This window comes from Massilia sp. Leaf139, assembly GCF_001424165.1.
GTDB lineage: Bacteria > Pseudomonadota > Gammaproteobacteria > Burkholderiales > Burkholderiaceae_D > Telluria.
In genome coordinates, this window is record NZ_LMOJ01000001.1 from 1,056,099 (window position 1) to 1,077,445 (window position 21,347).

The 21,347-nt window shown below is 65.3% G+C and carries 21 protein-coding genes; 10 read left to right on the top strand and 11 right to left on the bottom strand.

Annotated features, from left to right (window positions below; all coding sequences use genetic code 11):
- Positions 1-48: 48 nt before the first annotated feature.
- From ASF77_RS04640 to ASF77_RS04670, 7 genes are all read left to right on the top strand, one after another.
- Positions 49-2,241, top strand: coding sequence for a 3-hydroxyacyl-CoA dehydrogenase NAD-binding domain-containing protein (locus ASF77_RS04640; protein ID WP_082493552.1), 2,193 nt, complete (start codon positions 49-51; stop codon positions 2,239-2,241).
- A 24-nt stretch (positions 2,242-2,265) separates the two neighbouring features.
- A complete protein-coding gene (locus ASF77_RS04645; protein ID WP_056335077.1) occupies positions 2,266-3,447 on the top strand; it encodes an acetyl-CoA C-acyltransferase in 1,182 nt (393 codons plus the stop codon).
- 10 nt (positions 3,448-3,457) lie between these two features.
- Complete coding sequence (locus tag ASF77_RS04650; protein WP_056335078.1) at positions 3,458-4,666, top strand: acyl-CoA dehydrogenase family protein; 1,209 nt, start codon at positions 3,458-3,460, stop codon at positions 4,664-4,666.
- Positions 4,667-4,676: 10 nt separating this feature from the next.
- Complete coding sequence (locus tag ASF77_RS04655; RefSeq protein ID WP_056335081.1) at positions 4,677-5,816, top strand: acyl-CoA dehydrogenase family protein; 1,140 nt, start codon at positions 4,677-4,679, stop codon at positions 5,814-5,816.
- Positions 5,813-6,604, top strand: a complete 792-nt coding sequence (locus tag ASF77_RS04660; protein ID WP_056335083.1) for an oxepin-CoA hydrolase, alternative type — start codon at positions 5,813-5,815, stop codon at positions 6,602-6,604. Before ASF77_RS04655 ends, ASF77_RS04660 begins: the two co-directional genes overlap by 4 nt.
- A 45-nt stretch (positions 6,605-6,649) precedes the next feature.
- Entirely contained in the window at positions 6,650-7,855 is a 1,206-nt protein-coding gene (locus ASF77_RS04665) for a CaiB/BaiF CoA-transferase family protein (protein WP_056335085.1), read from the top strand.
- 349 nt (positions 7,856-8,204) lie between these two features.
- Entirely contained in the window at positions 8,205-8,594 is a 390-nt protein-coding gene (locus ASF77_RS04670) for a CzcE family metal-binding protein (protein WP_229445235.1), read from the top strand.
- Between the two features lie 3 nt (positions 8,595-8,597).
- On the opposite strand, the gene ASF77_RS04675 is transcribed toward ASF77_RS04670, so the two are convergent.
- The 5 genes from ASF77_RS04675 to ASF77_RS04695 form a co-directional block, all read right to left on the bottom strand.
- Positions 8,598-9,779, bottom strand: coding sequence for an ABC transporter substrate-binding protein (locus ASF77_RS04675; RefSeq protein WP_082493553.1), 1,182 nt, complete (start codon positions 9,777-9,779; stop codon positions 8,598-8,600).
- Between the two features lie 83 nt (positions 9,780-9,862).
- Positions 9,863-10,570: an ABC transporter ATP-binding protein gene (locus ASF77_RS04680; protein ID WP_056335087.1), complete on the bottom strand. Its 708-nt coding sequence runs from the start codon at positions 10,568-10,570 to the stop codon at positions 9,863-9,865.
- Positions 10,557-11,321 carry an ABC transporter ATP-binding protein gene (locus ASF77_RS04685; RefSeq protein ID WP_056335090.1) on the bottom strand — a complete coding sequence of 255 codons (765 nt, stop codon included), beginning with the start codon at positions 11,319-11,321 and terminating at the stop codon, positions 10,557-10,559. The genes ASF77_RS04680 and ASF77_RS04685 overlap by 14 nt, the downstream gene beginning before the upstream one ends.
- A complete protein-coding gene (locus ASF77_RS04690) occupies positions 11,314-12,336 on the bottom strand; it encodes a branched-chain amino acid ABC transporter permease (RefSeq protein ID WP_056335094.1) in 1,023 nt (340 codons plus the stop codon). Before ASF77_RS04690 ends, ASF77_RS04685 begins: the two co-directional genes overlap by 8 nt.
- Positions 12,336-13,199 carry a branched-chain amino acid ABC transporter permease gene (locus ASF77_RS04695; protein WP_056335097.1) on the bottom strand — a complete coding sequence of 288 codons (864 nt, stop codon included), beginning with the start codon at positions 13,197-13,199 and terminating at the stop codon, positions 12,336-12,338. The genes ASF77_RS04690 and ASF77_RS04695 overlap by 1 nt, the downstream gene beginning before the upstream one ends.
- Before the next feature lie 511 nt (positions 13,200-13,710).
- Between ASF77_RS04695 and ASF77_RS04700 the strand changes: the two genes are divergently transcribed.
- A complete protein-coding gene (locus tag ASF77_RS04700) occupies positions 13,711-14,529 on the top strand; it encodes an IclR family transcriptional regulator (RefSeq protein WP_082493554.1) in 819 nt (272 codons plus the stop codon).
- Between the two features lie 95 nt (positions 14,530-14,624).
- Here ASF77_RS04700 and ASF77_RS04705 read toward each other — a convergent pair whose 3' ends face one another.
- Positions 14,625-15,071: a hypothetical protein gene (locus ASF77_RS04705; protein ID WP_056335100.1), complete on the bottom strand. Its 447-nt coding sequence runs from the start codon at positions 15,069-15,071 to the stop codon at positions 14,625-14,627.
- A 31-nt stretch (positions 15,072-15,102) separates the two neighbouring features.
- On the opposite strand from ASF77_RS04705, the gene ASF77_RS04710 reads away from it, so the two are divergent.
- Together ASF77_RS04710 and ASF77_RS04715 are read left to right on the top strand one after the other, a co-directional pair.
- On the top strand, positions 15,103-15,543 hold the full coding sequence (locus ASF77_RS04710; RefSeq protein WP_056335104.1) for a hypothetical protein: 441 nt from the start codon (positions 15,103-15,105) through the stop codon (positions 15,541-15,543).
- 164 nt (positions 15,544-15,707) lie between these two features.
- The gene (locus tag ASF77_RS04715; protein ID WP_156648725.1) at positions 15,708-16,118 is read left to right on the top strand and encodes a hypothetical protein; all 411 of its coding nucleotides are present in this window, start codon (positions 15,708-15,710) and stop codon (positions 16,116-16,118) included.
- Positions 16,119-16,189: 71 nt separating this feature from the next.
- On the opposite strand, the gene ASF77_RS04720 is transcribed toward ASF77_RS04715, so the two are convergent.
- The 5 genes from ASF77_RS04720 to ASF77_RS04740 all read right to left on the bottom strand — a co-directional run bounded on the left by ASF77_RS04720 (position 16,190) and on the right by ASF77_RS04740 (position 21,249).
- On the bottom strand, positions 16,190-16,663 hold the full coding sequence (locus ASF77_RS04720; protein WP_162244826.1) for a PaaI family thioesterase: 474 nt from the start codon (positions 16,661-16,663) through the stop codon (positions 16,190-16,192).
- A gap of 81 nt (positions 16,664-16,744) precedes the next feature.
- Positions 16,745-17,830: a porin gene (locus tag ASF77_RS04725; protein WP_056335117.1), complete on the bottom strand. Its 1,086-nt coding sequence runs from the start codon at positions 17,828-17,830 to the stop codon at positions 16,745-16,747.
- Between the two features lie 305 nt (positions 17,831-18,135).
- Positions 18,136-19,638, bottom strand: a complete 1,503-nt coding sequence (locus tag ASF77_RS04730) for a tripartite tricarboxylate transporter permease (RefSeq protein WP_056335122.1) — start codon at positions 19,636-19,638, stop codon at positions 18,136-18,138.
- 12 nt (positions 19,639-19,650) lie between these two features.
- A complete protein-coding gene (locus ASF77_RS04735) occupies positions 19,651-20,121 on the bottom strand; it encodes a tripartite tricarboxylate transporter TctB family protein (RefSeq protein ID WP_056336407.1) in 471 nt (156 codons plus the stop codon).
- A gap of 153 nt (positions 20,122-20,274) precedes the next feature.
- Positions 20,275-21,249, bottom strand: a complete 975-nt coding sequence (locus ASF77_RS04740) for a tripartite tricarboxylate transporter substrate binding protein BugD (protein ID WP_056335126.1) — start codon at positions 21,247-21,249, stop codon at positions 20,275-20,277.
- Positions 21,250-21,347: the final 98 nt, after the last annotated feature.

Below are 21,347 nucleotides of genomic sequence, written 5' to 3' on the forward strand. Positions count from 1 at the left end.
GGAAATCCTGTCCACAAAAGGGGATTTACAGGCCGGCCAAACTTATGTATGGTTGATTTCGCCAAGATTTGCAAAACACCATTTCGCACAGCGAAACGCCAAGCGAACATCACCAAGGAGACAGGCTTGAACACCACCGCCGCACCTGCCAGCGTCGCACAGACCTGCATCGATGACATCCTTCTGGTCACGATCGACAACCCGCCCGTGAACGCGCTCGGCGTCGACGTGCGCCGTGGCCTGCTCGCGGCGATCGAAGCCGCCGACGCGGATTCCACCGTCAAGGCGGTCGTCATCGCCGGCGCTGGCCGCAATTTCCTCGGCGGCGCCGACATCCGCGAATTCGGCAAGCCGCCCCAGGCTCCCGCGCTGCCGGACGTCTGCAATCGCATCGAAGCCTGCGCCAAGCCGGTCATCGCCGCGATTCACCGCGCGGCCCTGGGCGGCGGCCTGGAAGTGGCGCTGGGTGCCCACTACCGGGTCGCGCTCGGCAGCGCGAAACTGGGCCTGCCCGAAGTGCTGCTCGGCCTCTTGCCCGGCGCCGGCGGCACCCAGCGCACGCCGCGCCTGATCGGCGCCCAGGCGGCGCTGGAACTGATGCTCAGCGGCCGCCACATCGGCGCCAGGGAAGCAGAGAAACTCGGCCTGGTCGACAAGCTGGCCGAAGGCGAGGACGCAGCTGCCGCCGGCCTGGCCTATGCGCGCGAACTGGTCGCCGCTGGCGCCGCTCCGCGCCGCACCAGTCAGGCATCGGCCCTGGACGACCGCGCCGCCACGCAAGGCGCCATTGACGCCGCCCGTGCCGAGACGGCCAAGAAAGCGCGCGGCCTGTTCTCGCCATTGAAAATCGTCGACGCCGTGCAGGGCGCGCTCGACCTGCCTTTCGACGAAGGCATGGCGCTCGAGCGCAAGCTCTTCATCGAATGCCTGGAATCGCCGCAGCGCGCCGGCCTGGTGCACGCCTTCTTCGCCGAACGCGAAGCGGCCAAGGCACCCGAGACCCGCTCGGCGCAGCCGCGTGAGGTCAAGAGCGTCGGCATTGTCGGCGGCGGCACCATGGGCGCCGGCATTGCGGTGGCCGTGCTCGATGCCGGCCTGTCGGTCGTGATGATCGAGCGCGACGACGAGGCGCTGGCGCGCGGCCGCGCCAACGTCGAAAAGGTCTACGACGGCCTGATCGCCAAGAACCGCATCAAGCCCGAGGCGAAGGACGCCATCATGGCGCGTTTTTCGGGTAGCAGCCGCTACGACGCCCTCGGCCAGGCCGACCTGGTGATCGAAGCCGTGTTCGAAGACATGGCGGTAAAGCAGGCCGTGTTCAAGGAACTCGACCGCGTCTGCAAGCCGGGCGCCGTGCTGGCCACGAATACTTCCTACCTCGACATCGACGAGATCGCCGCCAGCATCGGCCGCCCGCAGGACGTGATCGGCCTGCACTTCTTCTCGCCGGCAAACATCATGAAGCTGCTGGAGATCGTGGTACCGGCGAAGGTGGCGGCCGACGTCGTCGCCACCGCCTTCGAGCTGGCGAAAAAGCTGAAGAAGACGGCGGTGCGGGCAGGCGTCTGCGACGGCTTCATCGGCAACCGGGTGCTGGCCGTGTATGGCGCCGCCGCGCAGGCGATCATGGAAGACGGCGCCTCGCCCTACCAGATCGACAAGGCGGTGCGCGACTTCGGCTATCCGATGGGGCCCTTCCAGGTCTCGGATCTGGCCGGCGGCGACATCGGCTGGGCCACGCGCAAGCGCCGCGCCGCTACCCGCAACCCGGAGGCGCGCTATGTGCAGATCCCGGATCGCCTGTGCGAGCGCGGCTGGTTCGGCCAGAAGACGGGCCGCGGCTACTACCTGTATCCCGAAGGCGCCCGGGTCGGCACGCCCGATCCGGAAGTCGAAGCCATCATCGACGCCGAACGCCGGCGCGCCGGCATCGTGCCGAAGACCTTCAGCGACGAGGAGATCGTGCGCCGCTACCTGGCCGCGATGATCAACGAAGGCGCCAACGTCGTGCACCAGAAGATCGCGCTGCGCCCGCTGGACGTGGACGTGACTTTTGTGCACGGCTACGGCTTCCCGCGCTACCGCGGCGGCCCGATGCACTACGCCGACACGGTCGGCCTCGACAAGATCCTGGCCGATATCCGCGAATTCGCGAAGGAAGACCCGCTGTTCTGGCAGCCGTCGCCGCTGCTGGTCGAGCTGGTCGAACGCGGCGAGAACTTCGCCAGCCTGAACAAATAACAGAATCAATCTAGGAGACTCGCCATGCGCGAAGCCGTCATCGTTTCAACCGCCCGTACTCCGCTCACGAAAGCGCACCGCGGCGAATTCAACATCACCACCGGCCCGGAACTGGCCGCCTTCGCCGTGCGCGCCGCCGTCGAACGCTCCGGCATCGACCCGGCCCGGATCGAGGACGCCATCCTCGGCTGCGGCTATCCGGAAGGCACGACCGGCCGCAACGTCGCGCGCCAGACCATCATCCGGGCCGGCCTGCCGATCAGCATCGCCGGCACCACCGTCAACCGCTTCTGCGCCTCGGGCCTGCAGGCGATCGCCATCGGCGCCGGCCGCATCGTGGTCGACGGCGCCCCGGCCGTGATCGCGGGCGGTGTCGAGTCGATTTCGCAGATCCGCACCCGCGATTCGGGTGATTCCGGCATGGATCCGTGGATCCTCGAGAACAAGCCGGCCCTCTACATGCCGATGATCGAGACCGCCGACATCGTCGCCGCGCGTTACGGCATCTCGCGCGAGGCGCAGGATCGCTTCTCCTTCGAATCCCAGCGCAAGACCGAGGAAGCCCAGCTGGCCGGCCGCTATGCCGACGAAATCGTCGCCTGCACTACCACCATGGCCGTCACCGACAAGGAAACCAAGGAAGTCACCAAGCGCCAGGTGACGGTCAGCGAGGACAACTGCAACCGCCGCGGCACCACCTACGAGGGTCTCGCCAAGCTGGCGCCGGTCATGGGCGAAGGCAAATTCGTCACGGCCGGTAATGCCTCGCAGCTCTCGGACGGCGCCTCGGCCTGCGTGATGATGGAAGCGAAAGAGGCCGAGCGCCTCGGCCTGACGCCGCTGGGCGCCTTCCGCGGCATGGCGGTCGCCGGCTGCGAGCCGGACGAGATGGGCATCGGCCCCGTGTTCGCGGTGCCGAAACTGCTGGCGCGTTTCGGCCTGAAGGTGGAGGATATCGACCTGTGGGAGCTGAACGAAGCCTTTGCCTCGCAGGCGATCTACTGCCAGCAGAAGCTCGGGATTCCCGAGGAGCGCCTGAACGTGAACGGCGGCGCGATCTCGATCGGCCATCCCTTCGGCATGACCGGCGCCCGCCTGGCCGGCCACATCCTGCTGGAAGGCCGCCGCCGCAAGGCGAAGTACGCGGTCGTCACGATGTGCATCGCCGGCGGCATGGGCGCCGCCGGCCTGTTCGAGATTTTCTGAGGAAGCCTTTATGGATCTGAATTTCACCCCGCAAGAAGAAGCCTTCCGCGCCGAAGTGCGCGCCTTCCTCGCCGAGAAGCTCCCCGAACGCCTGTCCAGCAAGGTCGCCGAGGGCAAACACCTGACCAAGGCCGACATGGAGGAATGGCACGCCATCCTCAACGAACGCGGCTGGCTGGCCAACCACTGGCCCGAGCAGTACGGCGGCCCGGGCTGGAGCGCCGTCGAAAAGTTCATCTTCGAGAACGAGAGCGCCATCGCCCACGCGCCGCGCATCGTGCCCTTCGGCGTCAACATGCTCGGCCCCGTGCTGATCAAGTACGGCAACGAGGCGCAAAAGGCTTATTGGCTGCCGCGCATCCTGGACGGCTCCGACTGGTGGTGCCAGGGCTATTCGGAACCGGGCGCCGGCTCCGACCTGGCGGCCGTGAAGACGACCGCCGTGCGCGGCACGGACGTGCAGGGCGAGCACTACATCGTCAACGGCCAGAAGACCTGGACGACCCTCGGCCAGCACGCCAACATGATCTTCTGCCTGGTGCGCACCGACCGCGAGGCGAAGAAGCAGTCCGGCATCAGCTTCCTGCTGATCGACATGACCTCGCCCGGCATCGAGGTGCGCCCGATCATCACCCTGGACGGCGAGCATGAAGTCAACGAGGTCTTCTTCACCGACGTGCGCGTCCCGCTTGAAAACCTGGTGGGCGAGGAAAACGCCGGCTGGACCTGCGCCAAATACCTGCTGACCTACGAGCGCACCAACATCGCCGGCGTCGGCTTCTCGGTGGCGGCCCTGGCGCGCCTGAAGAAGATTGCCGCGCGCCAGACCCGTAACGGCAAGCCGCTGCTCGAAGATCCGAGTTTCGCCGCGCGCCTGGCGCGTGTCGAGATCGACCTGGAAAACATGAAGACGACCAACCTGCGCGTGATCGCGGCGGTGGCCGGCGGCGGCGTGCCGGGTGCGGAGAGCTCGATGCTCAAGATCCGCGGCACCGAGATCCGCCAGGAGATCACCTCGCTGGCGCGGCGTGCGATGGGCGTGCATGCGCGTCCTTTCACCCAGAACATGCTCGACGCCGACTACACGGGCGAGCCCTTCGGCCCCGATTTCGCGGCGGCCGCCTCGGCGCAGTACTTCAACAACCGCAAGCTGTCGATCTTCGGCGGCTCCAACGAGATCCAGAAGAACATCATCTCGAAGATGATCCTCGGGCTGTAAGGGAACGACCATGAATTTCGAACACACCGAAGAACGGCGCATGCTCGCCGACAGCCTGAACCGCTTCATCGCCGAGCGCTATGGTTTTGAAGTCCGCAACAAGATCGCCGGCAGCGCGGAAGGCTATTCGGCCGAGATGTGGAACCACTTCGCCGAACTGGGCGTCATCGGCGCCCTGCTGCGCGAAGAAGACGGCGGCTTCGGCGGCGGCGGCTTCGACATCGCCGTCGTCTTCGAAGCCCTGGGCCGCGGCCTGGTGCTGGAACCCCTGCTTGCCAGCGCCGTGCTGGCCGGCGAAGCGATCGCCACGGCCGGCAACGAAGGGCAGCGAGCGCTCCTTGACGGCATCGCCGACGGCAGCACGATCGCCAGCTTCGCCCACGACGAGCCGGACACGCACTACGAACTGGCGCGCGTGGGCCTGATCGCGACGCGCCACGGCGAGGGCTGGGTGCTCAACGGCGTCAAGTCCGTCGTGCCGGTGGGCGAGCAGGCCGGTCTCTTCGTGGTCTCGGCGCGTACGGCCGGCGCGGTCGACGACGAAGCCGGCATCTCGCTGTTCCTGGTGCCGTCGGGCACCGCGGGCTTGTCCGTGCGCGGCACGCCGACCATCGACGGCGGCCATGTGGCCGAGCTGCGTTTCGAGGAGGTGCTGCTGGAAGCCGGCGCGCTCCTGGGCGCCGAGGGCGAAGGCTACGCCACGCTGGAACGCGCCACCGGGCGCGGCATCCTGGCCCTGTGCGCGGAAGCGCTGGGCGCGATGGAAGCGGCCAAAGCGGCCACGCTGGACTATCTGCGCACCCGCAAGCAGTTCGGCGTCCCGATCGGCAGCTTCCAGGCCCTGCAGCACCGCATGGCCGATCTGCTGCTGGAAATCGAGCAGGCGCGTTCCGCCGTCATCAACGCGGCCGCCGCCCTGGACGCGGACCGGATCACGCGCGAGCGCGCGCTGTCCGCCGCCAAGATGAGCATCGGCCGCATCGGCGCCCTGGTGGCTGAAGAATGCATCCAGCTCCACGGCGGCATCGGCATGACCTGGGAACTGCCGCTGGCCCACTACGCCAAGCGCCTGGTGATGATCGACCACCAGCTGGGCGACGAGGATCACCACCTCGAGCGCTACATCGCGCTCGGACGGCAGGCTGCATGAGCCTCCTCGTTCGCACCGAGGGTGCGGTGCGCATCCTCGTCAACAGCAATCCGGCGGCGAGGAATGCCATCACGCCAGAGCTGTATGACGCGCTGCCTGCCGCTCTGAACGAAGCGGCGGCTGATCCGGCCATTGGCGCCATCGTCTTCGCGGGCGACGGCGACTTCTTTTGCGCCGGGGGCGACCTGCGCCAGCTGGCCACGCGGCGCGACCTGACAATCCCCGAGCGGCTGGAAAAGATCGGCCGCCTGCACGACCAGATCCGCGCGTTGCGCGCCTGTCCGAAGCCGGTGATCGCGGCGGTGGAGGGCGGGGCGGCCGGCGCCGGCATGTCGCTGGCGCTGGCCTGCGACATGCTGGTCGCGGCGCAGGACGCCTTCTTCACCATGGCCTACATCAAGGTCGGCCTGAGCCCAGACGGCGGCGCCACCGCCTTCCTCTCGCAATTCCTGCCGCGCCAGCAGATGATGGAACTGTGCCTGCTGGGTGAGCGGATTCCCGCAGCGCGCCTGTATGCGCTGGGCGCGGTGAACCGTTTGGTGGAGCCCGGCACGGCGGTCGAAGAGGCGCTGCGCCTGGCTGAGCGCATCGCAGGCGGCCCAGCCAACGCGGCCGCGCGCATCAAGCGCCTGTGCGAGAATGCCGGCCACGCCAGCCTGGGCGAGCAGCTCGACCTGGAAGCGGCGCTGATGGCCGAATCGCAGGGCGACGACGAGGCGCAGGAAGGCATCCGCGCCTTCTTCGAGAAACGCGCGCCGGATTTCGCTTCGCTGCGCGGGAAGCACTAGAAAAAAGGCCGGGGCATCGGCGCCCGGCCGTACAGGAGACTCATCGTGACAAACACATCCTCACTGCCGCTGGCCGGCGTGCGCGTTCTCGACCTGTCGCGGGTGCTGGCTGGGCCCTGGTGCGCCATGGTCTTGGGCGACATGGGTGCCGAGGTGATCAAGGTCGAGCACCCGGTGCGCGGCGACGACACCCGCGACTGGGGCATGCGCGTCGGGAACACCGAGACGGCCTACTTCAACAGCGTCAACCGCAACAAGCGCTCGGTCTGCCTGGATCTGAAGACCCCTGAAGGCCAGCAGATCGCGCGCGACCTGATCCGCAAGAGCGACATCGTCATCCAGAATTTCAAGTTCGGCGACATCGAACGTCTCGGCCTCGGCTACGACGAACTGGTGAAGGAACAGCCGGGCCTGATCTACTGTTCCATTACCGGTTACGACCGCACCGGGCCGGAGGCGGCGCGGCCCGGCTACGACCTGGTGATCCAGGGCGAGACCGGCCTGATGGCCCTGAACGGCGAACCGACCCAGCCGCCGCTGAAATTCGGCGTCGCGGCGGTCGACATGATGACCGGCATGTACGCGGCCCAGGGCGTGCTGGCCGCGCTGTATGAGCGCGAGAAAACCGGCGTCGGCCGCCACGTCGGCATGGCCCTGTTCGACTGCGGCCTGATGATCACGGCGTATTACGGCCTGGAAGCCCTGCTGCGCGGGAACGATCCTCCGCGCTACGGCAACGCCCACCCATCGATCATGCCCTACGGCGTGTACGAGGCGGCGGACGGGCCGCTGGTCATCGCCGTCGGCAATAACGGCCAGTACCTGCGCTTCTGCACCGAGGTGATCGAGCGGCCGGATCTGGCCGAGGACGAACGCTTCAAGACCAATCTCGAGCGCACCATCCACCGCGAGGAACTGGCGCCCAAGCTGCGCGACGCCGTGTTCGCGCGCAAGCGCAAGGATCTGCTCGAGCGTATGGCGCGGGTCGGCATTCCCTGCGGCGAGGTGGCGGGCCTGCACGAGGCGATGACCTCGCCGCGCGCGGTCGATGCCGGCCTGGTGACGAAGATGGCGCATCCGGTGGCGGGCAGCGTGGATGTGATGGCCTCGCCCTACCGCTTCAATGGCGAGCGGCTCCCGGTGCGGCGGGCGCCGCCGACGCTGGGGGAGGGGACGAACGATGTGCTCGGCGAGTTGCTGGGGCTGTCGGAAGAGAAGCTCGCGGGATTGAAGGAGCGCGGGGTCGTTTGAGCGCCGCGTGGGGGCGGGCGGTTTAACGCGGGCATGCCCGCCCTACGGTACGCCACCGCCCGTAGCACCGTAGGGTGGACATGCCCACGCGTACGTGCGTATGCATGGTGCAACGCATGCCGCGACCCGAATGCATGCGCCCCGATGGTATGTGAACGAACGTGGCGTCATTACCGCCGCGTCGGTGCGGGTGGTGTTACGCGGGCATGCCCGCCCTACGTTACGTCCCCATGCAAACCTTCACGAATTCCCCATACCAACACCCCAAATTATTTCCTCCTGCCGCGCTTTCATTCCGCGCGCCACGGGCTAGATTGATGGAAGATCCACCCGCTTTGGAGGAAGCATCATGTCAGCCCGTCCGCTCCTTCCCGCCGTCATCGTCACCCTGCTGACGGCCTGTATGTCGGCCACCGCGGTCACGCCGCGCGCCGATCTGCTCGGGACGCCCGTGCCGGCCTCGGCCGCGACCCGTACGGTCAACCTGAGTCCGAACATGCATTCGATTAATGTGGTGGCCGGCGATACCATTCGCTTCGTGAATGGCAGCGGCGAGTTCGGCTGGAGTTTCGATGTCAGCCCGCTCGTCCAGGTGTTCGACCTGAACCAGGTGGCGCCGAGCGGCGCCCTGGGACATCCATTGCGGGTGTACGTCGCGCCCAATCCGCTCTACTCGGAACGGGCGCAGTTCAACGATCACGACCGCCGGGATACCAGGCTCCCGACGGTGATCCGTTAAGACTTATTTGCCAGCATTCAAAGCACGCAGGAACTGGCCCTTGATCTTGCCGCCCTCGACCGTACCCAGGATGGTATTGGCGATGGTGCCGCCCTTGCTGTCCAGGCCGTCGATGTCGTTCGGGTTGTACATGGCCGGCAGGGTGGTGAAGGCCTTTTCCATCTGGGCGCGGATCGCGGTGGCGTCGGTCGTGGTGCCGGCCAGCTTCATGGCGGCCACGGTCGCGTGCACGGCCGAGTAGTTCAGGCTGATCTCGGTGCTTGGATCCTTGCCCGGGTTCAGCTTGCGGTAGCGTTGGGTGAAGGCAACGGCTTCCGGACGGTCGTCGTTTGCCAGCGGCATCACGCCGATCGAACCTTCCAGCGGGGCGATGCCGCCGACCACCTTGGCCATTTCGTCGATCTTGGCCTGGTCGAGGATGATGAAACCGCCCTTGAAGCCCAGCTCGCGCGCCTGCTTGGCGACCAGTGCGGTCGGCTCCGAGGCGCCGCCGATGAACATGACGTCCGGCTTCGCCTGCATCGCACGCGACACGCCCGAGTAGAAGTCGGTGGCCTTGTTGTAGGACATCGGGTTTTCCGCGACGACCTTGCCGCCGGCGGCTTCCCAGGCCGGCTTGAACAGGGCAGCCCAGGCCTTGGCGTAATCGTGGTCGGCCTGCACCATGGCGACGTTCTTGCCGTGCTTGCTCATCATGGCCTTGGTGAACGGGCCGATGTAGCCGGTGAAATCAGGCGGGATGCGAATGGTCAGCTTGTTGCCGCGCTCGGTCACCTGCGGCAGGCTCGTGTAGGCCAGCAGCAGCAGGTTCGATTTCTCGTTCATGCCCTGCACCGCGAACACGCCGCCCGAGTGCGGTACCAGCACGGCGGCGGTCTTGTGCTGCTGCACCAGGCGCTGCACGTTGATGCCGGTCTCGGCCGGGTTGTACTTGTCGTCCAGCGAAACGATCTCGACTTTGTAATTCTTGCCGCCGATTTGCAGCGGCTTGGCGTTGATCTCGGCGGCGGCCATCTCCATGCCGCTCAGGACGTTCTTGCCGTAGAGGGCGGCGCCACCGGAGAGGGGCCCCGAGAAACCGATCTTGATGACTTCCTGCGCCTGCACGCCGCCGGCGGCGAAGGCAAGGGTGGCGGCCGCGGCGGCCAGCAGGGTACGGCGGGTGAACTTGGCTTGCACTTTCATCTTTGTGTCTCCTGAAGATTTACTTGTTGTGGTTGCTACGGTGGGTTCGACGTCTATGCGCCGTGAATCTATGCTCCGTGAATCTATGCTCCAATATATGCTTTGCGTACCTGCTCGTTATTCAGCAGCTCGTCGCGGCCGCCTTCCATCACGATGCGGCCCTGTTCGATCACATAGGCGCGGCTGGCGATGTTCAGCGCAGCATACGCGTTCTGCTCGGCCAGCAGCACCGTGGTGCCGGCCTTGTTGATGCGCGCGATCACCTCGAACATCTGCTTGACGACCAGCGGCGCCAGGCCCAGCGAAGGCTCGTCCAGCAGCAGCGCCTTCGGGCGGCCCATCAGCGCGCGGCCGATCGCCACCATCTGCTGCTGGCCGCCACTGAGGGAACCGGCCGGCATGTCCTTCTTCTCGTGCAGGATCGGGAACAGCGCGAACACTTCTTCCAGCGACTTCTGCGTACCTTTGGCATCGCGCCGGTGCACATACGCGCCCAGCGTCAGGTTCTTCAGCACCGACATGCCGGGGAAGAGCTTGCGGCCTTCCGGGCAGTGCACCAGGCCGTCGGCCACGATCTGCGAGGGCTTGCGGCCGACCAGCTCGTGATTGGCGAAACGGATGCTGCCCGTGCTGGCTTTCTGCAGGCCGCTCATGGTGAGGAAGATCGAGCTCTTGCCCGCGCCGTTCGAGCCGAGCAGGACGACCAGCTCGCCCTCGTCGGCGTGGATCGAGACGTCGTGCAGGGCGCGGAAGCTCCCGTAGGAGAGGGAGACCTTGTCAAGCCGCAGCATGTTCGCTCCCCAGGTAGGCTTCGATCACGACCGGATTGGCACGGATTTCGGCGGGCGTGCCTTCGGCGATCTTCTCGCCATAGTTCAGCACCAGGATCTTGTCGGCGAGATTCATGATCATGTCCATCTTGTGTTCGATCAGGCAGACCGTCAGGCCGCTGTCGGCCATCTTGCGGATCAGGCGCGCAAGGCCGACGGTCTCCTCGGGATTGACGCCGCCGGCCGGTTCGTCCAGCAGCAGCAGGGTCGGGTCGGTGGCCAGCGCCAGCGCAAAGGCGACGCGTTTTCTTTCTTCCTGCGAGATATCGCCGGCAATGCGGTTTTCCACGTGCGACAGGCCGACGAAATCGAGCGCGGCGCGCGCCTTTTCGCGGCAGACCCGTTCTTCATCCTTCAGCCGTTTCGAGCCCAGGATCACGTCGAGCAGCCCGGACTGCGTGCGCAGGCGGTGGCCGACGATCAGGTTGTCGAGCACGGTGGCCGTGTCGAACAGGGTCGTGCTCTGGAAGGTGCGCGCCATGCCGAGGCGCGCGACCTGGTCGGCACGCAGGCCGGTCACGTCCTTGCCGTCGAAGACCACCTTGCCGCTGGTCGGGACGATCGCCCCGCTGACCAGGTTGAAGAAGGTGGTCTTGCCGGCGCCGTTCGGGCCGATGATGGCATTGATGGTACCGCGTGCGAACTTCACGCTGACGTCGTTGACGGCCGCCAGTCCGCCGAAGCGCTTGGTGAGCGAATCGATTTCAAGCATGGGTCGCTCCTTTCGCGGTGTTCAGGGTCGAGACCGGGGCCGGGGCCGCCGGCGCGGCGGCTTGTGCCGCCTGCGCTTCTTTGCGGCGTTTGCGGTTCATGTAGGTGCCGACGATCCCGTACGGCAGGAAGATCACCAGGATCACCAGCAGCGGGCCGAAGACGACGAAGCGGTAGTCCTGCAGCACCTGCAGGTACTGGGTCAGCCAGGGCATGCCGATCGCGCCCAGCAGGGGGCCGAGCAGGGTGCCGATGCCGCCGACGAGCATGTAGATCGTCATGTCGAAAGTGTGCTCGACGCTGGCCACGCCTGGGCCGATGAAGCGGACGAAGCCCGCGTACAGGCCGCCCGCCAGCCCCGAGAAGAAGACCGACAGCATGAAGGCGAGCAGCTTGTTGCGCATCAGGTTGATCCCGAGCGCCTGGGCCAGGTCGTCGCCGTTACGGATCGCCATGAAGGTGCGGCCCAGCAGCGAGCGCACGATGCGGTGCATGATCCAGAGGCTGGCGACGAGGAAGAACAGCACCAGGTAGTACTGCGGGCGTGGCGACGAGAAATCGAGACCCGCGAAGGACTCCGGCGCCGGGATGCCGATGATGCCGACCGTGCCGTGGGTGAGGCTTTCCCATTTCTCGATCACGAGGTACATGATGTAGCCTACGCACAGGGTGAAGATCGAGAAGAAGTGGGTCTTCAGGCGCAGCGACACCAGGCCCACGAAGAAGCCGAGGATGGCCGCGAACACGCCGGACAGGGCGAAGGCGATCCAGAACGGCACCTGATGGTCGACCGTCAGGATGCCGACCGTGTAGGCGCCGACCGCCATGAAGCCGCTGTGGGCCAGGTTGTACTGGCCGGTGTAGCCGGTGATCAGGTTCAGGCCGATGGTGGCGATGGCGTAGATATAGGCCGTCGACATCACGGTGAGGTGGTAGTCGTTACCCGCCAGGTAGGGGAAGGCGACGGCCAGCACCAGCAGCAGGCTCCAGCCGACGGTAGGAGTGAAGAGTTTCATCAGTGGGCTCCCTTGGCGAACAGGCCCTGCGGGCGCACGGACAGGATCAGCACCAGGATCGCGAAGGCGATGATGTCCTTGTAGTCGGTCGAGATGTAGAAGGCGCCGAAGGCTTCGGCGAAGCCCAGGATCAGGCCGCCGACGATGGCGCCCGGCACGCTGCCCATCCCGCCCAGCACGATGATCACGAAGGCCTTGGTGATCACGAGGTTGCCCATCGAGGTGTAGACCAGGTTGATCGGCGCGTACAGCACGGCTGCCACGCCGGCCAGCGCGCCGGCGATGGCGAAGGTGAGCATCGCTACGCGCGTCGCGTCGATGCCGACCAGGGCCGCGCCTTCGCGGTTCTGGGCCATGGCGACGATCGTAGCGCCGGTGATGGTCTTTTTCAGGAACAGCTGCAGCAGTGCGACCAGCAGGAAGGCCGCGGCGATGATCAGCAGGCGCTGCGCCGGCAGGGTCAGGCCGCCGAATTCGATCAGCTGGTTATAGGGTGTCTCCATGCGGTGGAAGTCCGCGCCCCAGATGGCCTGGGCGCCGGCTTCCAGGAACAGCAGGATGCCGATCGAGGCGATCATGTGGTGCAGGTAAGGGGCCTTGCGCAGCGGATGGAACACCAGGCGCTCGGACAGCACCGAGATCAGGGCGACGACGACGGCCGCGCCCAGCATGCCCCACCAGTAGCCGAGGCCCAGCTTGGTCATGATGAAAAAGGCCGAATAGGCGCCCGCCATGTAGAAGGCGCCATGCGCGAAGTTCGGTACGTGCAGGATGCCGTAGACGAGAGTGAGCCCGAGTGCGACCAGGCTGTAGACCCCGCCAAGGGTCAGCCCGTTGAGGACTTGTTGCAGGAAAAGCTCCAAAATCGTGTCTCCATTATTGGTGTGAGCGCTTGGTGCGTCGTTATTTGATTTGGATGCTGCGGGGACGAGACGTGCTTACGGCATACGCGCACCTCGTGGCTTGGAACGGGGGAACGGGGAGGGCATGGCGCCGCGGACTGCGCCAGTGCGGGCCGGGCGGCCCGCCGTGGTATTCGCCAACACATGATGCGTGAACATGCGACTCCTCGAAGTGGGCGCGCAAGCTGCGCTCCCGATGGATTCAGCGATTTTGGTTTTACTCTGCGAAACTACAGGGTGTAAAATGGAACAAAAAAAGGATACGATAATTTCAGATGAGTAGCAACGTTTTGTTGTCGAGGCACAAACACCAACGCTGGTGAGCCAGCACAAAACGAAACTATATGTGTTGCGGCAACTCATCTGCCGGCAAGGCAAGGCCAGTGTGCCATGCCTTGCGTCCAGCGGCAAAGCCTCTTTTCACGAGAAAGACGGCCAGGCCGCTTTCCAACATCCAAACCGGGGTGCATCGATGCAGTCGAGCGATACGAATACGAGCGGGATCGATCCCGATGGCGCCGACGGCTTCGACGCTGCGCGCAAGAACGAGGAGCGCTACTTCATCACGGCGCTAGCGCGCGGGCTGGAGGTGCTGTCGTGCTTTCGCTCGGCCGACAAGGGCCTGACCAACCAGCAGATCGCCGAACGCTGCGGCCTGCCCAAATCCACCGTCACCCGGTTTACCTACACGCTCACGCGCCTGGGCTACCTGGTGCAGGAAAGCGGCGGCCGCTTCGTCCTCGGCACGGCAACGCTCGGCCTGGGCAGCGCGATGCTGGCCCGCCTCGACATCCGCCAGCTGGCGCGCCCGATGATGCAGGAGCTGGCCGACTTTTCCGGCACCACGGTCTCGATCGCCGTGCGCGACCGCCTGTCGATGATCACCATCGAAGTCTGCCGCAGCACGGCCGCCCTGGCGCTGTCGCTGCAGGTCGGTTCGCGCATGCCGCTGGCGGTATCGGCGATCGGCCGCGCCTATCTGGTCAAGGCCACTGAACAGGAGCGCAAGGACATCCTGGATCGCTACCAGGAGATCGACGAGATGGCCTACAAGGCCCTGCTCGACGCGATCGAACGCGGCACCCGCGACTATGCGCAGTACGGCTGCACCACCTCCTTCGGCGAGTGGCAGAAGGATGTCAACGGCATCGCCGCCGGCTTCGTTCCCATCGGCGGCAACCAGCTCATGTCGATCAACTGCGGCGGGCCGTCCTCGAGCGTGTCGCAGGCCTTCCTGCTCGAGGAAGTGCGTCCGCGCCTGATCGAGATCGCGGCGCGGCTGGAGTCCTGAGGACGGAACGCGCCTATGGGGGTAGTGGTCTGCCGGGCAAAGCATAGTGAGGCGCCGGCGAGGTGAAACGCTTGCTGGTACCAGCCATGCATTTGTTATGCCTTACCGGAGGGGGGCAGCAAGCGCTTCGCAATCTGGCGTGCGCGCTCGCCCGCGTGATGCGAGTCCGCGATCTCCTGTATTAGTTCGGCCAGCGATTGGTCTCCACTTTGCGTGATCCCGCTGTTGAGCATGCGCTTGATCATCAGCAGATTGAAGTTGCCTGGTGTACGGCGCACCGATTCCAGCAATGCCGGTTCATAGCCGGGCAGGCGTTCCAGGCAATGGAGGATGGCCCAGAACACGCCGAAACCGTCATGCTCGGGAAAACGCTCGAATATGGCCAACAGCGCCTCGATATCCCGGCGATCCGTATCCCGGCCCGATAAGTAGGAAATGGATTCGTCCAATCTTTGTAATTGGAATTCGTCCTCCGGAGAATCGAACCAGCTTAAATCGAGGGTAGCCATTTCTGCACCGAATGGGTAATACTTCGCGTTCATACTGCATTGTAATGAACGAAAGCCGCCATCGATGCCTTATTTGATCTTACTGAGCCTGCTCCTGCCCTTGAATGCGCTGGCCGGCTGCAAACCCGGCGCACCCGAAGCATTCGCCCGCTTCATCGACGCTTTTGCGCGCGATAAAACTTTTGCCCTTGCGCGCACGCTGTATCCGATGCCCATCCTGCGACACGAAATCGGCTATGAAGACGGAAAGGTCATCGACGAAACGGTCGCGACGCCGCTATCGAGAGAAGATGACGCGGCCTTGCCGACGATGAGAAGCTACGCCCGCGATAATGGCTTGCAGCTGAGCACATCCAGCGTGCGTAAAGGCAGTGGAAGTGCGGGAAGTGCGGGAAGTGCGACGGTGCGGATCGAAAAGCCGGACACGGATTGGCTGCTGACCTATCATTTCGTGCGCCGTGCCGGTTGCTGGTATCTCCAGCGTATCGAGGATCATTCCGTATGATGCATGGCCTCTTCCCCGCGGGCTCTTCGTTCTACTTACAGATTGATACTTGTCTTACAGCGCCTTCAACAGCTTCCACTGCGATTCGGTGACACACTGTGCCCCTACGTGCAAGCCGAACTGGAATCGATCCGGCACGATATTCTTTAATCCGGGAGAAAAAAATGTCACTCGCTCGCCAACACCTGATGCGTTTCGTCGCCGTCCTGGCCCTGGGCGCCGCGTCGGCGTCCGCCTTTGCCCAAAGCGCCGAGTACCGCCGCGGCTATGACGATGGCTTTGCCGCCGGCCAGCGCGCGGGGCGCGACGATTACGGCCGCCCGGGCGGCGGTAACCGCCTGCACATCGAACGCGCGGAATACGGGGCGCGCGGCGCCATGTGCGATGCACGCCGGGCCGTGCGTCAGGAGATGGAGCGCAACGGCGGCGCCGTGCGCGCCGACAACGGACTGTGCGGCGATCCGGCCATCGGTGTTGGCAAGCGCCTGACCGTGGTCTACCGCTGCGGCGACGATCAGCCGCAACAGGTCAGCACGCGCGAAAACGACACGCTGCGCCTGAGCTGCCGCCGCTGAGGCGGATCGCTCCACGCCAAGCCGCGCATCGCAAGGTGCGCGGCTTTTTTGCGCGCGCTGACCTTGGGCGGCTAGTAACCCGCGTCGAGCTGGGCTGCCGTCAAGGCCTTCATTACCGCGAACACGCCGCTGGCGCGCAGGATGCGCCGTTCGCCCACCATCAGGTCGCATTCGGCAAAGGCGACGCGCGCGCCGATGCGGCCGATGCGCACGTGCGCCTCGACCCAGTCACCGGGGCGGGCCGCATCGAGAAAATCGCTGCCGAGGTTGACGGTCACGAAGGAGTTGCGGCCCTCGCAGGACATGGTCAAACCGAGGCCGAGGGCCGAATCGGCCAGGCTGGCCAGCATGCCGCCGTGGACGATGCCGCGCATGTTGGTGTGCTGGTCGGCCATGCGCATCGCGATGGTGATGGCGTCGCCCTCGCGCCGGCAGTACAGGTCGCCAAGGCTGGCCATGTAGGGGCCGCCCCGCTTGAGGCGCTCGAATCCCGCTGGTACGGATACTGAGGCCACGTCGTGGCCGTCCTTGTCTTGTGTTGTCATGGTTGAATCTGTGTAGCCAAAAAAAACGGCGACCCGAGGGCCGCCGTGGTGTTGCATCTTACCTTGCCGAACCGTCCAGCATTAGAACATGTGCATCACGCCGGCGGTGAAGCGATTTGCCTGGTCGCTGCCGACAGCCACGAAGCCTTGCGCCAGGTTGATGCCGGTCGCGGTTACGACCGCGTCGGTGTTGGCGCGGCTGTAGGCGCCGTAGGCCACGGTGCGCTTGCTGAAGGCATATTTGGCGATCGCGTGGTACTGCTGCGAATCGTCGCGCAGGTCGCCCGAGCGCTTGGTGTTGTAGAACGCGCCGGTCAGGGTCACGGCCGGTGCGACAGGCACGTCGACGCCGACGCCGATGACGGCGATCTTGCGCTGGCTGACATCGAACTTGTTGGCGATGTAGGTGCCCTTGATGACGGCCGCCGGCAGGCTGTACTTCAGGCCGACGCCGTAGGAGGTCAGCAGGTCGGTATCGAGGTTGTTCTTCATGCGCGCGTAAGCGCCGGCGACGCCGAACGGGCCCGCGTTGTAGAACACCGAAGCGCCTTGGTAGGAGCTCTTCTGGATGCCGGCGCCCTGTTCGCCGAAGGCGCGCATCACGGCGAAGCCGAGGCCGCTGAAGGTCGGCGAGACATACTTGACCGAGTTACTCTGACGCAGGGCGCTGCCGCTGCCGTTGGCGCCGTAGGCACCGTAGACGCCGGCGTGGTTCATGCCGCCGAACAGCACGTTCGGGCTGGTGGCCGCGAAAGCCAGGCCCAGCGGGTCGGCCAGGCCGACCGAACCGATACCGAGAATGTTCTGGCGGCCGATGTCGATCGAGCCGAAGGCGCCGCTGAGGCCGACGGTGGCTTCGCGGTCGAACAGGGCGGTGGTCGGCACGGCGCCGGTCGCGACGCCGGCGGCGCCGGTGTCGTTGAGCAGGGTGCCTTCGAGGCCGAAGCGGGCCTTCAGGCCGCCGCCCAGGTCTTCGGTACCCTTGAAGCCCCAGCGCGAGACTTGCAGCTGGCCGGCTTCGACCGTGGTGCGGTCGCCGATCGGGCCATCATTGGTCGTGTGGGTAAGGCCGGCATCGACGATGCCGTAGATGGTGACACTGGTCTGCGCCGACGCGGTCGACATGCAAGCAGCGAGCACGGCCATTGCAAGGATGGTCTTCTTCATTAATGCGGTCTCCTGGGTTTTCGAGGTGCTCCGGCCCCGACGAGGCCGGACGGCAAGGTACTTCGGGTATAGCGGCGGCGTTTCTCTTGGTGGAACTGTGCCATCTATAATGAAACTGTATTTTCTTGGGTCAATATTGTCAACGACTTAATCTCACTTGCGAAGTCTTTGTGCAAAATCGCACAAGAAGTGTGTTCAAGATGAGATAGATCAGGGTGCAAGCAGGTGAATGCGCACGCCGCGTGATAGTCATATTGCGTGCGCGCGAAAAAAAACCCGGCATCGCCATGCCGGGTTTTTTGCAATTACTCTTCGTGGAAGGCTTCTTCCCGTTTCTTGCGCAGGGACGGCAAGAGCACGATGATCATCGCCAGCGCCGCCAGGGCCAGCATGGTGGCGCTGATCGGACGCTGGACGAACACCATCGGGTCGCCGTGCGAGAGCAGCAGGGCGCGGCGCAGGTATTCCTCCATCATCGGGCCGATGATGTAACCGAGCAGCATCGGCGCCGGCTCGGCGCCCAGCTTCGCGCAGATATAGCCGAACAGGCCGAACAGGGCCATCAGCCAGACGTCGAACTCGTTGTTGTTCAGGCTGAAGACGCCGATCGAGCAGAACATCAGGATGGCCGGATACAGGCGGTGGTAGGGCACCGTGATCATCTTGACCCAGAGGCCGATCATCGGCAGGTTCAGCACGACGAGGAACAGGTTACCGAACCACATCGAGACGATCAGGCCCCAGAACAGCGCCGGCTGCTCGGTCATGACGGCCGGGCCCGGCTGGATGCCCTGGATGATCATCGCGCCGATCATCAGCGCCATCACCGGGTTCGACGGAATGCCGAGGGTCAGCATCGGGATGAACGAGGTCTGGGCGCCGGCATTGTTGGCTGCTTCGGGCGCGGCCACGCCTTCGAGCGCGCCCTTGCCGAACATGGCCGAGTTCTTCGAGATCTTCTTCTCGATCGAATACGCGGCGAAGGACGCGAGCATGGCGCCGCCGCCAGGCAGGATGCCGAGCGCCGAACCGAGGCCGGTGCCGCGCAGCACCGGCGCGATGATGCGCTTGAAGTCGTCCTTGGTCAGCATCAGGCCCTTGACCTTCTTCATCATCACGGTGCGCGACTCGTCGTGCTCGAGGTTGCGGATGATTTCGCCGATGCCGAACATGCCCATCGCGACGATCACGAAATTGATGCCGTCAGCCAGTTCAGGCATGTCGAAGGTGTAGCGCGCCTGGCCCGAGTTGACGTCGGTGCCGATCAGGCCCAGCAGCAGGCCGAGGATGACCATGCCGATCGCGTTGAGGAGCGAGCCGCTGGCCAGCACGACCGAGGCGACCAGGCCCAGCACCATCAGGGCGAAATATTCGGCCGGGCCGAATTTCAGGGCCAGGTCGGCCAGCGGCGGCGCGAACAGGGCCAGCAGGATGGTGGCGACGGTGCCTGCGAAGAAAGAACCGAGCGCGGCCGTGGCGAGCGCCTTGCCGGCATGGCCCTGGCGCGCCAGCTGGTAGCCGTCGATCGCAGTCACCACCGAAGAGGATTCACCGGGCAGGTTGACCAGGATGGCTGTGGTCGAGCCGCCGTACTGCGCGCCGTAGTAAATACCCGAGAGCATGATGAGCGCCGAGACGGGCGGCAGGCCGAAGGTGGCCGGCAGCAGCATCGCGATGGTCGCGATCGGGCCCAGGCCCGGCAGCACGCCGACGGCGGTGCCGACGAACACGCCGATCAGGCAATAGGCCAGATTGGTAAGGGTGAAGGCCGTTTCCAGGCCCAGTCCGAGGTTGGCAAAGATTTCCATGTTTTCTTTTTCTTACATGCCGAGCTGGCCGAACCAGGGGCCGAGGATGGGCATCGGCAAGCCGAGCAGCTTGACGAAGACGATGACCGCGAACGCGGCCAGGCCGGCCGCGAGCAGCAGCGACGGGCCCCAGGTGAACTTGGGACTGGCGTAGGCGGAAAGCAGCACCAGCACCAGCGCCGCCGGCACCAGGCCCGCATTGCGCATCAGGAAGCCGAACAGGATGACGGCCAGCAGGATCAGGACGATTTCGCGGATGTGGAACTTGCCGACCGGTTCGCCCTCCCGCAGGAAGGAGCGGATCACGCCCACCAGGCCCACCAGGCAGAGCAGTGCGCCGAGCGCGGTGGGGAAGTAGGCCGGGCCCATGCGCCGGCCCGTGCCCATCGGGTAGTCGAGGCCGATGACGACCGCGGCCATGCCGAAGAACAGGAAAATGATGCCGATCCAAAAATCCTTTGGATGGCGGATGAATGATGCCACTGCGCGCTCCTTCTTGTTATTGCTGATGCGTTGCTCTTGAATGCTGTGCTGCATGCGGATGCGCCGGCGGGATCGCAGTCCCACGGCGCACGCGCAGCGAACCGGCCACGCCCATGCTGCGGCGTGGCGGTTCGCGGCTTGCTTGCCGTCGGTTTAGTCGGCGTAGACGCCGGCCTTGGTGATGATCGGCTGCCAGCGCTCGATTTCGGCCTTGACGTGGGCGCGCAGGGCTTCCGGACGGGCGCGCGATTCCGCGACCGGCTCGGTGCCGAGGTCGGCGAATCGCTGCTTGACGGTCGGATCCTTCAGCGCCGTCTGCAGGGCACCTGCCAGGGTGTCGACGATCGGCTTCGGCGTGCCCTTCGGCGCGTACAGGCCGTGCCAGACCGCCACGTCGAAGCCCGGCAGGCCCGATTCGGCCAGGGTCGGGAGTTCCTTCATGAAGGGCAGGCGCGTCTTGGTGGTCACGCCATAGGCCTTGATCTTGCCGCCCTTGACCTGGCTGGTGGTGTTGGTGGTCTGGTCGCACATGAAGTCGACCTGGCCGCCGAGCAGGTCGTTCATGGCCGGGCCGGTGCCCTTGTACGGAACCGTGGTGAGGTCGGTGCCGATGGCCGTCATGAACAGCATGCCGCACAGGTGCGAGGCTGAGCCGACGCCGGCGTTGGCGTAGGTGACCTTGTCCTTGTTGGCCTTGACGTAGGCGAGCAGCTCCTTCATGTCCTTGGCCGGGAAGTCCTTGCGCGCGACGATCATCATCGGCACGTCGGTGACGAGGCCGATCGTCTCGAAGTCCGTCTGGGCGTTATAGGCAAGCTTGCGGTACAGCGAAGGCGCGGTGGAATGGCCGATGTGGTGCAGGAACAGCGTGTAGCCGTCAGGTGCGGCCTTGGCCACGCGCGCCGCGCCGATCGTGCCGCCGGCGCCGCCGACGTTCTCGATGATGATCTGCTGCTTGAGCTTGGTGCCCATCGACTGGGCCACCAGGCGCGCGACGGTGTCGGTGGGGCCGCCGGCGGCGAAGGGTACGATCATGGTGATCGTCTTGGTTGGATAGGTCTGGGCATGGGCCATTGCGCTGCCAAACAAGGCCAGGCATGCGGCGGCGCGCATCAGGGTGATTTTCATGGTGTCTTCCTCGGTCTCTGTTTATAAGTATTGCCCAACCGTCCACTTGAACCGCAAGATCCCGTGCTTCCACGCGAGTAGCCTCGAGGGATCTTGTT